13 protein-coding genes are annotated in these 15,307 nt (G+C 61.8%); 3 read left to right on the top strand and 10 right to left on the bottom strand.

Features of this window, described 5'->3' with window-relative positions:
* Position 1 precedes the first annotated feature (1 nt).
* From ACU8HS_RS12065 to ACU8HS_RS12050, 4 genes are all read right to left on the bottom strand, one after another.
* Positions 2-1,057 (bottom strand): sugar phosphate isomerase/epimerase family protein, encoded by a 1,056-nt coding sequence (locus ACU8HS_RS12065; RefSeq protein ID WP_112703768.1) that lies wholly within the window; start codon positions 1,055-1,057, stop codon positions 2-4.
* Between the two features lie 250 nt (positions 1,058-1,307).
* The gene (locus tag ACU8HS_RS12060) at positions 1,308-2,255 is read right to left on the bottom strand and encodes a substrate-binding domain-containing protein (protein WP_112563605.1); all 948 of its coding nucleotides are present in this window, start codon (positions 2,253-2,255) and stop codon (positions 1,308-1,310) included.
* A gap of 86 nt (positions 2,256-2,341) precedes the next feature.
* Positions 2,342-3,346, bottom strand: a complete 1,005-nt coding sequence (locus tag ACU8HS_RS12055) for an ABC transporter permease (RefSeq protein ID WP_113412871.1) — start codon at positions 3,344-3,346, stop codon at positions 2,342-2,344.
* Positions 3,347-3,426: 80 nt separating this feature from the next.
* Positions 3,427-4,950 carry a sugar ABC transporter ATP-binding protein gene (locus ACU8HS_RS12050; RefSeq protein ID WP_377310811.1) on the bottom strand — a complete coding sequence of 508 codons (1,524 nt, stop codon included), beginning with the start codon at positions 4,948-4,950 and terminating at the stop codon, positions 3,427-3,429.
* A gap of 167 nt (positions 4,951-5,117) precedes the next feature.
* Here ACU8HS_RS12050 and ACU8HS_RS12045 point away from each other — a divergent pair, with 167 nt between their 5' ends.
* Positions 5,118-6,149 (top strand): LacI family DNA-binding transcriptional regulator, encoded by a 1,032-nt coding sequence (locus tag ACU8HS_RS12045; RefSeq protein WP_112563599.1) that lies wholly within the window; start codon positions 5,118-5,120, stop codon positions 6,147-6,149.
* Positions 6,150-6,161: 12 nt separating this feature from the next.
* Here the strand turns inward: ACU8HS_RS12045 and ACU8HS_RS12040 are convergent, their stop codons facing one another.
* From ACU8HS_RS12040 to ACU8HS_RS12015, 6 genes are all read right to left on the bottom strand, one after another.
* Positions 6,162-6,548: an ester cyclase gene (locus tag ACU8HS_RS12040; protein ID WP_112703770.1), complete on the bottom strand. Its 387-nt coding sequence runs from the start codon at positions 6,546-6,548 to the stop codon at positions 6,162-6,164.
* A 129-nt stretch (positions 6,549-6,677) separates the two neighbouring features.
* Entirely contained in the window at positions 6,678-7,988 is a 1,311-nt protein-coding gene (gene xylA, locus ACU8HS_RS12035; RefSeq protein ID WP_112703771.1) for a xylose isomerase, read from the bottom strand.
* Positions 7,989-8,023: 35 nt separating this feature from the next.
* Positions 8,024-9,478 carry a xylulokinase gene (gene xylB, locus ACU8HS_RS12030; protein WP_112563593.1) on the bottom strand — a complete coding sequence of 485 codons (1,455 nt, stop codon included), beginning with the start codon at positions 9,476-9,478 and terminating at the stop codon, positions 8,024-8,026.
* A gap of 21 nt (positions 9,479-9,499) precedes the next feature.
* Complete coding sequence (locus ACU8HS_RS12025; protein WP_112703772.1) at positions 9,500-10,525, bottom strand: LacI family DNA-binding transcriptional regulator; 1,026 nt, start codon at positions 10,523-10,525, stop codon at positions 9,500-9,502.
* 159 nt (positions 10,526-10,684) lie between these two features.
* Positions 10,685-12,283 carry a DHA2 family efflux MFS transporter permease subunit gene (locus ACU8HS_RS12020; protein WP_112757291.1) on the bottom strand — a complete coding sequence of 533 codons (1,599 nt, stop codon included), beginning with the start codon at positions 12,281-12,283 and terminating at the stop codon, positions 10,685-10,687.
* Positions 12,284-12,307: 24 nt separating this feature from the next.
* Positions 12,308-13,516, bottom strand: coding sequence for an HlyD family secretion protein (locus ACU8HS_RS12015; protein WP_112703774.1), 1,209 nt, complete (start codon positions 13,514-13,516; stop codon positions 12,308-12,310).
* Positions 13,517-13,669: 153 nt separating this feature from the next.
* On the opposite strand from ACU8HS_RS12015, the gene ACU8HS_RS12010 reads away from it, so the two are divergent.
* Both ACU8HS_RS12010 and ACU8HS_RS12005 read left to right on the top strand, forming a co-directional pair.
* Positions 13,670-14,350: a TetR/AcrR family transcriptional regulator gene (locus ACU8HS_RS12010; protein WP_113412866.1), complete on the top strand. Its 681-nt coding sequence runs from the start codon at positions 13,670-13,672 to the stop codon at positions 14,348-14,350.
* Between the two features lie 105 nt (positions 14,351-14,455).
* Entirely contained in the window at positions 14,456-15,295 is an 840-nt protein-coding gene (locus tag ACU8HS_RS12005; RefSeq protein ID WP_112754791.1) for a GyrI-like domain-containing protein, read from the top strand.
* Positions 15,296-15,307 lie beyond the last annotated feature (12 nt).

The following is a 15,307-nucleotide window of genomic DNA, read 5'->3' as shown; positions in this document are numbered from 1 at the left end:
CTTATGCCAGACCCAGCATGCGCCGGTTGGCGGCCTGATCGGTGCCGCCGGCAGCAAAATCGTCGAAGGCCTTTTCGGTGACGCGGATGATGTGCGCCGCAACGAATTCGGCGCCTTCACGGGCACCGTCTTCCGGATGCTTCAGCGCGCATTCCCATTCGACCACGGCCCAGCCGTCAAAATTGTTGGCGGTCATCTTGGAGAAGACGGCGCCGAAATCGACCTGGCCGTCGCCCAGCGAACGGAAGCGGCCGGCACGCTCGACCCAGCCCTGATAGCCGCCATAGACGCCCTGGCGTCCGGTCGGGTTGAACTCGGCATCCTTGACGTGGAACATCTTGATCCGGTCTTTGTAGATGTCGATATTGTCGAGATAGTCGAGGCACTGCAGCACGTAGTGCGACGGGTCATAGAGCATGTTGGCGCGCGGATGGTTGCCGACGCGTTCCAGGAACATCTCGTAGGTGATGCCATCGTGCAGGTCTTCGCCCGGATGGATTTCGTAGCAGACATCGATGCCGTTTTCATCGGCATGATCGAGGATCGGCTTCCAGCGGCGGGCCAGCTCGTCGAAAGCGGTCTCGACGAGACCGGCCGGACGCTGCGGCCAGGGATAGATGAAGGGCCAGGCGAGCGCGCCGGAGAAGGTCGCATGGGCCTTGAGGCCGAGGTTCTTGGAAGCCGTCAGCGCATACTTGACCTGCTGCACGGCCCATTCCTGACGTGCCTTCGGGTTGCCGCGCACTTCCGGTGCGGCAAAACCGTCGAAGGCTTCGTCATAGGCAGGATGAACGGCAACGAGCTGCCCCTGCAGGTGGGTGGAAAGCTCGGTGATCTCGACACCGTTTTCGCGCGCCTTGCCTGCGAACTCGTCGCAGTAATCCTTGGACGTCGCTGCCTTCTTGAGATCGATGAGCTGGCTTGCCCAGGTCGGAACCTGCACGCCTTTGTAGCCGATATCGGCCGCCCACTTGGTGATCGCGTCCCAGGAATTGAAAGGCGCGGTATCGCCCGCGAACTGCCCGAGGAACAGGCCGGGTCCCTTGATCGTCTTCATGTCAGTTTCCTCCCTGAATATCGATCGTAAACGTTTTCGAGAAATCTTAGTGCGCCGTCCGGTAAAGAAAAGGCGCCTCCCCGCCAATGCGATGGATTTGAGCGGGTGAGCCGAAAATCAACGCGGTCTGGACCTAATCACGCTCGCCGCGGATCGGCAAGAGGTACGTAGCGCATTTTGGCTGCAACTTGTCTGAAGGCATGAAAAATGCGCCCATCCTGTCGAATGGGCGCATCGATGAAAGCAGATATCAGAACGGAGAATCCGGGAAGTAGAAGTTCTTGGCGTTCTCCTTGGTGACGAGCGTCGCGTCGAGGATGTAGTTGCCGTGAACCGGAACCTGATCGTAGAGCGAGGCAGCCGTCAGTTCCATGGCCGTGCCGACCATTGCCGGCGGATAGAGAACATCGACCGGGATCAGCTTGTCGCCGTCCATGACCTTCTTGATCATGTCCTTGGAACCGGCGCCGGCAACGACATACTGGATGTCGGTGCGCTTGGCCTGCTCGATGGCCTGGAGAACGCCTACAGCCATGTCGTCGTCCTGGCACCATACGACGTCGATCTTCGGGTACTTGGTCAGGTAGTCCTGCATGACCTTGAAGGCATCGTCGCGGTTCCAGTTGCCGTACTGGCGATCGAGAACCTTGACCTTCGAGCCGGCAATGCCCTTGTCGAAACCGTCCTGGCGCTGCTGGTCGATCGGGATCGGCAGGCCGCGGATGACGACGACCTGAGCCTCCGGCGTCTTTTCGGCAATGTACTTGCCGGCGACTTCGCCGAGCGCCGGGTTGTTGCCGGCGACGTAGAGGTCACGCACGGAATTGTCGTTGTTCGACGGCGCGCGGTCGACAAGCGCCACGAACTTGCCCTTGTCCTTGACTTCCTTGATGGCGTTGACGAGCGGATCCGGATCCGACGGCAGGATCACCAGAGCGTCAATGCCCTGCGTATCGAGGTCCTGCACGGCATTTGCCTGCGTCGCCGCATCCGGCGAGGTCTTGACGATCACGTTCAGGCCCGGATGTTCGGCCATCAGCTTCTTGGCAACGCGCTCGGCATGGAACACGACGCCCGACGTCCAGCCGTGGTCGGCGGCCGGAATGGACACGCCGATTGTGTAGTTCTTGTCCTGGGCGTAGGCTGCGCCGGCAAAAGCCACCCCCGCAACCGCCAGACCCAACATGAGCTTGCGCATGCTATTTCCTCCCAAAAATATCAGGGACTTGTTCAATCCGGGCCGGGTGCCCTGGATACCCGGCCAATCCCAAAAGCAGCTCCGCCTTACGATTTGCGCACCAGCGACCGCTGCACCAGCATGGCGATGATGATGATCGCACCCTGGATCGCGCCGATGAGGTATTCGCTGATGAAGTTCGAAAGCAGCATGATGTTGCCGACGAGCTCGAGAATGAAGGCGCCGCAGATCGTGCCCCAGACGCGGCCCGCACCGCCCTTCAGCGCCGTACCGCCGACGACCACAGCCGTGATCGCCTGCAGCTCCCACAGGATGCCGGTCGTTGCCGAGGTCGAGCCGAGGCGCGGAACGTAAAGAAGCACGGCGATCGCCACGCAGAGACCCTGGATGACGAAGGCGATCGTGCGCACGCGATTGACCGCAATGCCGGAATAGCGGGCAACGTCGCTGTTGGAGCCGACCGCCACGACATGACGGCCGTAGCGCGTGCGGTAGAGAATGAAGGCCGCAACAGCGGTGACGACAAGGATAACGACGATCGGCACGGGGATGCCGAGGATATTGCCGAAATAGGCCGGGCGATAAAGCGTCTGGATATCGGCCGAACGCAGCGTGATCGCACCGCCCTGCGACAACCAAGTCGTCAGGCCGCGATAGATGCCCATCGTACCGAGCGTTGCAATGAAAGGCTCGATCTTGCCGACCGTCGTGATAAGGCCGTTTGCGAGACCGCAGAGCGCGCCGGCGACCACGGCGAAGACGACGGCAGCCGTCAGCATCAGCACCGGATCGGCGATGACGCCGGAATTGATGAGCAGGATCATAAGGCTGGCGACGAAAGCGACCATCGAGCCGACGGAGAGGTCGAGGTCGCCGGCCGAAATCACGAAGGTTGCGCCGACAGCGATGATGGCGATGAAGGCGCAACGCGTCGCGACATTGGTCAGGTTGGTGATGCCGATGAAATTCGGATTGACCATCGCGCCCACGATGAGGAGCAAGACCAGCGCGGCAAAGGGCGCAACCGCGCGCAGATCGACGTCACGCCAGGATCTGCGCCGGATTTCCCTGGTCTCCTCGTTAACACTCATGTCCAAAACGAACCTCCCGTCCCATTATTGCTGGGCATCCTGTCTGTTGCGCACCCAGCCCTTGGCGCGCCTTGCCGGCGTCAGGCAGCCGCCTGACGCTTCAGCCCTGCGGCGTAACGCATGATTTCCTGTTCCGAAATTTCATCCCCTTCGAGGATGCCGACGATCCGTCCTTCGCGCATGACGGCGACCCGCGTGCAGAGCCCGATCACCTCGGGCATTTCCGAAGACACGACGATGATCGACCGCCCGTCGCGGGCGAGCGCGGAGATGAAATGATAGATCTGCTGCTTGGTGCCGACATCGATGCCGCGTGTCGGTTCGTCGATGATGATGATCTGCGGCTCGGTTTCCATCACCTTGGCGAGAAGCAGCTTCTGCTGGTTGCCGCCGGACATGCGCCCGGCAACGATATTGCCATCGCGCACGCGGATATCGAAACGCCGCCTGGCCTTGGCAAGGGCCGCCGCCTCGCTGCTCGGGCTCAGATAGCCATGGCTGACATGCCGTTCCAGAGACTGGAGCGTCAGGTTGGCGATCATGCCTGAACCGAGCAGCAGTCCCTTCGACTTGCGATCCTTGGTCATATAGGCAAGGCCGGCGCGATTGGCCGCACGCGCATCGCCCGAATGTACGCTTTCCCCGTGGATGACGACCTCACCCGAAAGCCGCGAGCGCAGCCCGGCGATCGCCTCCATCAATTCCGTACGCCCCGATCCGATGAGGCCGGAAAAGCCGATGACCTCGCCCTTGCGCACATCGAAGCTCGCATCCTGCACGTAGCCGGTCGATACCCCGCTGACGCGAAGAACGATCTCCTCGTCGACATCGGGCTCCACCTTGGCGGGATAGAGGCTCGAAAGCTCACGGCCGACCATCAGCTGCGCGATGGACTCTCCGTCCAGCATGGAGGTCGGCGCCGTCTTCACCCACTGACCGTCGCGCAGGACAGTGACCTTGTCGGTCAGCTCCATGACCTCGTCGAGCTTGTGGGAAACGAAGACGAAGCTCGTCCCCTGGTCGCGCAGCTTGCGCACCTGCTTGAAGAGGATGTTGGTTTCCTCGCGCGACAGCACCGCCGTCGGCTCGTCCATGAAGACGACGCGCGCATCGCGGCTGATCGCCTTGGCAATCTCGACCATCTGCTTCTCGGCGATCGAGAGCGAGCTGATCATCGCATTCTCATCGACATGGGAACCGAGCATATCCAGCACGCGACGGGTTTCCGCCCGCATGTACTTGCGGTCGAGCACGCCGAAATGCGTCACCTCGCGACCGAGGAACAGGCTCTCTGTCACCGTCAGATGTTCTGCAAGATTGAACTCCTGATGGATGATGACGATCCCGAGCGCCTCGGCCGCGCCGTTCGGCGGCAGAACCACGGGCTTGCCGTCAAGCAGAATCTCGCCCGATGTGGGCTGCTCGAAACCGGAAAGGATCTTGACGAGGGTCGACTTGCCGGCGCCGTTTTCACCCATCAGCGCGTGGATTTCACCGGCGCGAAGATCGAAATTGACGCTGAAAAGAACCTGCACGCCGCTGAAAGACTTGCATATGCGCCTGGCGGACAACACCACTGGCGCAGCCTCTGCGGTCTCGGTCATAACTTCCTCCTGCGGCTCCCATCCGCTTATGCCAAGCATATGTAAACCTTTACATCGGGCATGTAAAGGTTTACATGATTGATTTACACAGACTTGTTGGCGGCTGCCTTTGACCTCCCGGCGAGTCTGTGTAGTGTGCGGCGAAGACAGCCCAAGGCAGAGCCCCCGTGTCGAATTCCACGCCCGCAACGATCGAAGACGTCGCCCGGATCGCCGAGGTTTCCATCGCGACGGTTTCCCGGGCAATCCACACGCCCGAAAAGGTGGCCAATTCCACGCGGCTGAAGGTCAACCAGGCGATCGCCATCACCGGTTATACGACCAACGCCATGGCGCGCAGCCTGCGGCTTGGCCGTTCCAACATGATTCTGGTCGTGGCACCCGATATCGGCGACCCGAATTTTTCCAACATCCTGATCGGACTGGAAAACGAGGCCCGCGCCCATGGCTATGGCGTGCTGATCGGCCATACGCAGAACGATGCGCAGCGCGGCCTCGAATATCTGAAATTCTTCAGCTCCAACCAGGCGGCTGGCCTCATCCTCTTTACCGGCATCCTGCCCTTCGGCCATCAGATGGTGACGGCGCAGCTGCCGCCGAGCGTCGGCGTGTTCGAACCTGTCTTCAACGGCGGCATCCCCTATGTCGGCGTCGACGATATCGAGGGTGCGAGGAAGGCTGTCGACCTGCTTCTGGCGGAAGGCCATCGCAAGATCGCCTTTATCGGCGATTCCCGCACGCGCCTTGCCTATAGCCGTCGCCGGCAAGGCTATGACGCCGGTCTCGACGCCGCCGAGGTTCCGAAGGACATGCGTATCGTGCTGGAAGGCGACGGCACGATCGAGAGCGGCCGCCATGCGGTGGAGCAGCTCTTCATGCGCGATACGCTGCCCACCGCCTTCATGTGCGTCAACGACCAGACGGCGATCGGCGTCATGATCGGCCTCAATGCGCGCGGCTACAACATCCCGCAGGATTTCTCCGTCACCGGCTTCGATGACGTGCCGCAAGCCGTCTTCATGAGCCCGTCGCTGACGACGATCCGCCAGCCGCGCACGGCGATCGGCAAACAGGCCATGGCGCTGCTCCTGGAACTCCTCTCCGACGGCCGGCCCGCCGAAACGGAAATCCTGCTCAGGCCGGATCTCGTCGTGCGCAACTCGGTCTCGGCGCCGCCACGCAACTGGCAGAAGCGATAACCGGGCTGGGTTCTAAAGCTGAGCCTCGATGGCCGCCTTGTCGATGACCGACCAGACCTCGAATATCCGGCCGTCCATGAACGCATAGACGACATTCTCGGCAAAGCGCACCCTTCTGCCGTTGACCGGCAGACCGAACAGCATCCCTTTCGGCGTGCAGTCGAAAAGCAGGCGGCTCGCGATGCGCGGCGGCTCGCAGACCAGCATGCCGATATCGAAGGACAGGTCCGGGATAGCCCGGAAATCGCCTTCGAGCATCTGACGATAGCCGGAGAGCCCGATACGCTTGTCGTTATAACTGACATCCTCATGCACGAAATTGCTGAGATTCGGCCAGTCCTGGCTGTTCAGGCAAGCAATATAGCCGCGATAAAGATCTGAAAGCTCGGTATCCGTCATGGAAACGATCCCCGTCCGTAGGTCGTCGGCTGGAATTTAGGACGGTGGGAGCACCAAACAATGTCGATCCGCGCATAAAAAAGCCGGGGAACTGTCGTTCCCCGGCCCTCATCGAAAATCAAACCCGTATCAGACGTAGCGGTTGACGATGTTTTCGAGCAGCTCCTGCTTGCCGGACTTCGGCTGCGGGTTGACGTCCTTGCTCTCGACCCACTGCGTGATTTCCTCCAGCGAGTATTCGCCGCGGAAGAGTTTCTGGCCTTCGGCCGAATCCCAGCCGGCATAGCGGTCTGCGAGCGGCTTGGAGAGAGCCTTGTCCTCGATCATCTTGGCGGCAGCCTTCAGGCCGCGGGCGCAGCAATCCATGCCGCCGATGTGACCGATGAGCAGGTCTGCCGGATCGAGCGACTGGCGGCGCAGCTTGGCGTCGAAGTTGGTGCCGCCGGTCTTGAAGCCGCCGCCCGCCAGGACGTGGTAATAGGCAAGCGCCATTTCCGGAACGTTGTTCGGGAACTGGTCCGTATCCCAACCGGACTGGTAGTCGTTGCGGTTCATGTCGATCGAGCCGAAAATGCCGAGCGCGTTTGCAAGCGCCAGCTCGTGCTCGAAGGAATGGCCGGCGAGGATCGCATGGCCCTGCTCGATGTTGAGCTTCACTTCGTTTTCGAGGCCGTGCTTCTTGAGGAAGCCGTAGACGGTCGCGACGTCGTAGTCGTACTGGTGCTTGGTCGGCTCCTGCGGCTTCGGCTCGATGAGGATCGTGCCCTTGAAGCCGATCTTGTGCTTGTACTCGACGACGAGGTTGAGGAAGCGGCCGAGCTGATCGAGCTCGCGGCCGAGATCGGTGTTGAGCAGGGTTTCATAGCCTTCGCGGCCGCCCCACAGAACGTAGTTTTCGCCGCCGAGCTTCTGCGTGGCGTCGATGCAGGTCTTGACCGTCGCGGCGGCGAAGGCAAAGACATCCGGATCGGGGTTGGTCGCAGCACCCGACATGTAGCGGCGGTTCGAGAAGAGGTTCGCCGTACCCCAGAGCAGCTTGGTGCCGGTGGCAGCCTGCTTCTCGGCGAAATAATCGACGATCTCGTTCAGGTTCCTGGTGTTCTCGGCAAAATTCTTGCCTTCCGGGCGCACATCGGCGTCATGGAAGCAGTAATAGGGCGCGCCGAGCAGCGAGAAGAATTCGAAGGCCACGTCAGCCTTGAGCTTTGCAGCCTTCATCGTGTCTTCGAACCACGGACGCAGGAAGGTCTGGCCGCCGAAGGGGTCGCCGCCCGGCCAGGTGAACGTGTGCCAGTAGGCGACGGCAAAGCGCAGATGGTCTTCCATGCGCTTGCCGAGAACGATTTCGTCCGGCTGGTAGTAGCGGAAGGCCAGCGGGTTGGTGCTGTCTGGGCCTTCGTACTTCACTTTCTGGATGTCGCCGAAAAATCCGGTGCTCATTTGGGTTCTCCTTGGGTTCAGCTCTTATGAATGGATCAATGCGCCAGCGACTTGATCGCCGGATAGGTCGCGCGGTAGCGCTTGTAGGCATCTTCATAGGCGCCGCTCAGCGCAGCGACCGGTTCGATCGTGCCGGCCGTGACCGGCGGCGTGCAGACGGCAACCGGATCCGCACCCGTTGCCGCGATCAGGCCGAGGCGGGCGGCACCGAAGGCCGCACCGAAATCGCCGTCGGCCGGCAGGTCGACCGGAACGCCGAGCGCGGTCGCAATCGAAGCCAGCCAGTAGCGCGAACGCGAACCGCCGCCGATCGCGGTCACGCGGGAAATATCCGTGCCGGCCGAGCGCAGCGCTTCGAGATTGTCGCGGATCGCGAAGGACACACCTTCCAGCACCGCCTGCGTGAGCACCACACGGCTGCTTTCATGTTCGAGGCCGATGAAGGCGCCGCGGATGACGGCATCATTATGCGGCGTGCGCTCGCCCGAGAGATAGGGCAGGAAGGTGACGCCGGTCGGGGCCTTCAGGCTTTCCCCGAGCTCGCCGGTCAGATCGGCGGCCGACTTGCCGGTGACGGACGAATGCCAGTTCAGCGCGTCGGTGGCCGACAGGATGACGCCCATCTGGTGCCAGGTATTCGGCAGTGCATGGCAGAAGGCATGGACGGCGCTTTCCGGCTTCGGCAGATAGGCGGCGTTGGCGGCAAAGAGCACACCCGACGTGCCGAGCGAAACGAAGGCGGCGCCATCGCTGACCGTACCCATGCCGCAGGCCGAAGCCGCATTGTCGCCGGCGCCGCCGGCAACGACGGCCTCGCCGGAAATGCCCCAGGCGGAGGCGAGTTCGGCGCGCAGCTTGCCGCCCTGCTCCGTACCTTCGATCAGTGTCGGCATCTGCTTTTCGTCGAGATTGGTGGCGGCCAGCAGCTCGGACGACCAGGCGCGCTTGCCGGTATCGAGCCAGGACGTGCCGGCCGAATCCGACATTTCCGAAATGTGCTCGCCGGTCAGCCAGAGGCGCAGATAGTCCTTCGGCAGCAGAACCTTGGCGACCTTGGCGAAGATCGCGGGCTCGTTCTTGGCAACCCAGGCAAGCTTCGGCGCGGTAAAGCCGGGGAAAACGATATTGCCGGTTAGCTTGCGGAAGCGCGGATCGGCGTCGAGTGCCGCAGCCTCGACATGGGAACGCGTATCGTTCCAGAGGATGCAGGGGCGCAGCACCTTGTCGGAAGCGTCGAGCAATGTTGCGCCGTGCATCTGCCCGGAAAGGCCGATACCCCGGACCGCGGCAAGCTCCTTCGGATGTTTGGCCTTGAGGCCGGCGACAGCCTCCTCCGTGGCGCGCACCCAATGAGCCGGCTCCTGTTCGGACCAGCCGGAATGCGGACGCGAAACGTCGAGCGAACCGTTGGCGGAACCGACGATCTTCTGATCGCCGTCGATCAGCATCGCCTTGACGCCCGAGGTGCCGAGATCGAGACCCAGATACATGTGATGTTTCTCCCTTTGCCGTTACGGCAGGTTGTCTTTCAGGAATATGTCGAGGCGGATGCGCTCCTGCGCGTCGATCACCGCAAGCCCGTCTGCTTTTGCCTTGAGAACACGGATCGCGCTGCGCACCTCGTGGCCAGCATCCTGATTGAGGATTGCGTCGATCGTGCCGTCGATGAGCGCTGCCCGCGTGTGCGCCGTCAATTCATGGGCGACCACCGTCAGCGTCCTGTCGGCTGCCTTCTCCTTCAGTGCCCGGATCAGACCGCGATTGCCGGCGCCAAGGCTGTAGATACCGATGATGCCGCCGTTTTTCCGAAGCGCATCCGCAATCAGCATATGGGCGACTTCAGGGTCGTCGCGCCCCTCGAGCACCGGCAGCAGATGCAGCGCCGGAAACTCCTGCGCCATGACGGAGGCAAAGCCTTCCAGGCGTTCGCGATGGTCGCGCACGAGCATGGAACCGGCCAGCACGACGATCTCGCCCGCGGCACTGCCGAGGAAGCGGCCGAGCAGGCGCGCAGCAGTTCGCCCTGCCGCGATATTGTCGACGCCGGCATAATGATGGCGCAGCGATCCCGTCAGATCGGAAACGAGCGTGACGACCGGAATGCCGTCATGGACCAGCCGGTCCACAGCCGCGCGCACATCGGGTGCGTCGGTGGCCACGAGCGCGACACCTGAAGGCTTTTCGGCGGCGACCGTTTCCAGCTCGCGCACCAGCGCCTGCGGATCGAAAGCCGGCACTTCGACGATGCGGATATCGGTGCGCTCGGCTGCCGAGCGCGCAATTGCCGCGCGGATTTCCGCGTTGAGGCCGTGCATGAAGGAATTGTCGCTGGCGGGCAGGATGAAGGTCAGCGGGTAAACGCGCCCCTTGGCGAGGTTGGCGGCGGCCACGTCGCGCACGTAGCCGAGATCGCGGATCGCGGTTTCGACCTTCTCCCGCGTCACATGCCGCACGCCCGGCCGCTGGTTCAGGACCCGGTCCACAGTCGCAAGACTGACGCCCGCCGCAGCGGCGATATCATGAACGGTTGGCCTCATCACTCCTCCTGGACGAGACCATTAGCGCCAATTTTGATGTACGTAAATCAAAAAATGCGGAAGCTGAACGACCCCTCGTTCAAGGATCGGAAACCGGCCCGTGCAGAAAAGCAAAAAGGCCCCCCGAAGAGGGCCTTTCTTGCGAATGACGGCCGGAGGTCAGTGGCCGCCACCGCCACCGCCGCCTTGCGGCGCGGGTTTCTTGATCATGACGACGCCAAGGACCATCGCCAGGAACAGGACGGTGAGCATCAGGAAGATGTCACCGAAGGAAAGGATCATCGCCTGCTTGGTAGCCAGGCCAACCATCTGCTTGACGGCGACATTGGCACCGTCCAGGCCCCAGCTGTTGAAGTTCGCGGTCATGTTGTTCATCTGATCGATCGCGGTGGTATTGCCCCAGTGCACATTCTCGCGCAGGCGCTCGTAATGCACGTCCTGGCGGCTGGTCAGCACCGTATTGATGATCGCAAGGCCGACAGCGCCGCCGAGGTTGCGCGTCAGGTTGAAGAGGCCGGATGCGCCGCGAATACGCGCCGGCGGCAGGGTGCCAAGCGCGATATTGTTGATCGGCACCATGCACATCATCAGGCCGAAGCCGCGCAGGATCTGCGGGATGAAAAGCTCGTAGAAGTCCCAGTCCTGCGTCAGATGCGTCATGATGTAGGTGCCGGACGCAAAGCTCACGAAACCGATCGCCATCATGAGGCGCAGGTCGAGCTTGGTCGACAGCCGGCCGGCGATCGGCGCGGTGAAGAACATCGCAAGGCCCGATACGAACATCGTCTCGCCGATCATCTGCGAATCGTAGCCGCGGATGCGGCCGAGATAGACGGGATAGATATAGGTGAGCCCGTAGAGGCCGATGCCCATGACGAAGGAAAAGACCGATCCGAAGGAAAAATTCCGGTTCGAGAATGCCGTCAGGTCGACGACCGGGAACTCCACGGTGAAGGCCCTGTAGAAGAAGATGACACAAGCGACGGTCGATGCGACGGCGCCCGCGACAATATAGCTGTCGTTGAACCAGTCGTTCGAATTGCCCTCTTCCAGCACATATTCCAGCGCACCGAGGAAGACACCCATGGCAAGCAGCCCGTACCAGTCGAACTTCCTGAAGAGCGACAGTTCCGGCTTGTCGAAATCGATGAAGTTCCAGGTGACGAGCGTGACGATGATACCGGGCACGATATTGACCAGGAACAGCCAGTGCCAGGAGAAGGCGTGGCTGAGATAACCGCCGACCGTCGGGCCGATGGTCGGCGCCAGCGTCGCGATAAGGCCGATGATCGGCGAGACGATCGCGCGCTTCGACGGCGGGAAGATCGTGAAGGCGGCGGCAAAGACGGAGGGGATCATGCCGCCGCCGATAAAGCCTTGAATGGCGCGATAGACGATCATCTGGTCGATATTCGTCGCCGTCGCGGCCAGTGCGCTCGACATGGTGAAGCCGGCGGCCGAAATCGCAAAGAGGTAACGCGTCGAAATGATGCGCGCGAGCGTGCCCGACAGCGGGATCATGATGACTTCGGCGATCAGATAGGCCGTCTGCACCCAGCCGATTTCGTCCGTGCCGGCGGAAAGGCCGGCCTGGATTTCCGCAAGCGAGGCAGAAACGATCTGGATGTCGAGGATCGACATGAACATGCCGAGCACCATCGCGAAGAAGGCAATGAGCTTTCTCGGGTCCATGCGATCGGCGGCATGCGCGGGCGCTGCCGGGATCGAACCTGCCGTTGCTGTCGCACTCCCCGCCATGGAACTACCTCCGCCCTCGAGCGCTTACTTTACCGGCGCCGTGCGGGTATCGACGTCGACGACGACGCTGAGACCGGCGCGCAGGCGGCCGCTGTCAAGCGCATCCTGCGGCAGGGCGATGCGAACCGGCACGCGCTGGATGATCTTGGTGAAGTTGCCGGTGGCATTTTCCGGCGGCAGCATCGAGAAGACCGAACCCGAGGCCGGCGAGATCGATTCGACGGTGCCGACGATCGGATAATCGCTATAGGCATCCACCTGGATGTTTACCTTCGAACCGGGAACGAGATGCTGGATCTGCGTTTCCTTGAAATTGGCGTCGATATAGAGCTGGCGGGTCGGCACGAGCGCCATCAGCCGCTGGCCGGGCGAAACCAGATCGCCTTCCTGAACCGACCGGTTGCCGACAACGCCGTCATAGGGAGCCTTCAGGACCGTGAAGGAAAGGTCGCGGGCGGCCTTGTCGCGCTGGATTTCCAGCGTGCGGACGGAACCTTCCGCTTCCTTGCGCTGTGCCTCGAGGATGGCGATATTGGCCTGGGCTGCGACGATATTGGCGTCGCCGCCGGCAAGGTTTGCCTTCGCCTGATCGAGAGCCGTATTGGCGTCGTCGAGGTCTGCGGTGGTGCCGACCGACTTCGCCTGCAGGTCGCTCTGGCGCTTCTGCTTGATCTCGGCGCCGCGCACCGTGGCTTCAAGCGCAGTCTTCTGCGCCTGCGCCTGCACGAGGCTCGCCTTGGCGCCTTCGATCTGCGCGTCGATGCGGCTGAGCGACAGTTGCTCGGTCGCGATCTGGGCGTTCGCCTGGTCGAGGGCGTTCTGGTAGTCGCCGTTATCAAGGATCGCGAGAACCTCGCCCGCCTTGACTTCCTGGTTGGCGACAACGTTCACCTTCGCGACATAGCCGGTGACCTTCGGCGAGATCGTCGCGATATCGCCCTCGATATAGGCGTCGTCGGTCGAGACGAGGAACCGGCCGTTGGTCCACCAGTCGTATCCGTACCAGCCGGCACCGGCCAGAAGCGCCAGCACGACGACGGGCAGCACGAGGCTGCGGCGCTTCTTCGGAGCGGCGGCAGCCGGCGCGACAGCAGGCGCGGACTGTGCAGGCGCCGTCTTCGGTGCCTCTGCCTTCGGAGCTTCGGCGGGAGCAGCTGCTTCCGCTTTCACCTCCTCGGCGCCGGCATTTTCGCTGACGATGCGCGCGACGTTGCTTTTCTGGTTGGTCGACATAAACAGGGCTACCGATCTGGAGTAAAATAATCGAACTGAACGGTTCGGTTCAGTTGACATAAATGGTTTTTGACTTCATATCAAGATGGATAGAACCAATCGGTTCGATTTCTTTAAAAGAAAGCCCGAATTCGCAAAGACGGTTAAGGAGACATGACACTGAAGCCCGAGGACACCGTCGTATTCAGCCCACCCAATCCGGGAGGCCGCTTTGCTGCGGGCGAGGATCCGGCCAAGCGCCAGCAGATCCTGGACGGTGCCCGGCGCGTCTTCATGAAGATGGGCTTCGATGCAGCCAGCATGAACGACGTGACCCGCGAGGCCGGCGTTTCCAAGGGAACGCTTTATGTCTACTTCGCCAATAAGGAAGAGCTTTTCCACGCCATGATCGAGACCGAACGCGCTGCCTTCGTCGCAGCCGTACGTTCGGTGCTCGCAGAACATGATGACGTCGAGGCCGGCCTGTACGAATTCGGGATGACCTTCATCACGCACATGACGGAAGACAAGGTCATCGACGCCATGCGCACCGTGCTCGGCGTGCGCGAACGCATGCCGCTTCTCTGTCAGCGCTTCTTCAAGGGGCCGCAGAACCTGCGCACCATCATGCACGACTTTCTGGAGCGGCACGTCGAGGCCGGCACCCTGAAGATCGACGATATCGATCTCGCCGCCGGTCAGTTCCTCGATCTTGCAAGCGGCAGCTTCTTCAAGCTGCGTCTCTTCGGCAATATGGACGGCCCGCCGCCGCGCAGCGAGATGGAGCGCGTCATCCGCGGCGCGATCCATGTCTTCATGGCCGCCTACGGCGTCCGCAAGAACGAACTCGCCTGATCCGCATCTGAACCCCGATCGGTTTTCCGCCGGATTTGCGCAATAGCGATCAAATCCGGCCGCCGCGTTTGCTCTACGAATAGGGCGGCAACCAGGGGAGAAGAAATGAGCGCCATCGGACGGGCGATATGGTTCATCGAGAGCCATTTCGAAACCGACATAAGCCTCGACGACATCGCCGAAGCTGCCGGATTGTCGCGCTACCATCTTTCGCGCGTCTTCGGTCTGGTGACTGGCCATTCGATCAGCACCTATATCCGGGCAAGGCGCCTCAGCAATGCCGCACCGTCCCTCGTCTCAGGCTCGTCCAGCATTCTCGAGGTTGCCCTCGGCGCGGGCTACGGCTCGCACGAGGCTTTCACCCGTGCCTTCCGCGACCAGTTCGGCATGACGCCGGAGGCGGTGCGGCGACAGGGGCACATTCGCAACCTTGCTTTGATGGAGCCGATCAGGATGAAAACCGCAAACCTCACCGATCTCGAACCGCCGCGTTTCGAAACCTTGCCGCCGATGCTGTTCGCCGGCCTGCAGGAAACCTATGCCTATGGCGGCAACGCCGCGATCCCCTCTCTCTGGCAGAGGTTCAACCAGCATTTCGGCCATATCGCCAACCAGAAAGGCAACGTCGCCTACGGGATCTGCACCCATATCGACGGCGAGGCCGAGAAATTCCGCTATATGGCGGCCGCCGAAGTGGCCGACGCCGACGATCTCCCGGCAGGTTTTGCGACATTGAAGCTGCCTGCCCAGCGCTACGCCGTCTTCTCCCACCACGGTCACGTTTCCGGAATAGCGGCCACGATGGACCTGATCTTCGGCAACTGGTGGCCGACGTCCGGCCTTGAACATGGCAGCATGCCCGACATGTTCGAGCGCTACGACGACCGCTTCGATCCCTATACCGGAATGGGGGTGACGGAAATCTGGCTGCCGATCAAGGAATAAAAGCCTGATCGT

The organism is Rhizobium sp. KDH_Rht_773_N (assembly GCF_052946295.1).
This window is presented reverse-complemented; position numbering and strand designations above follow the sequence as displayed.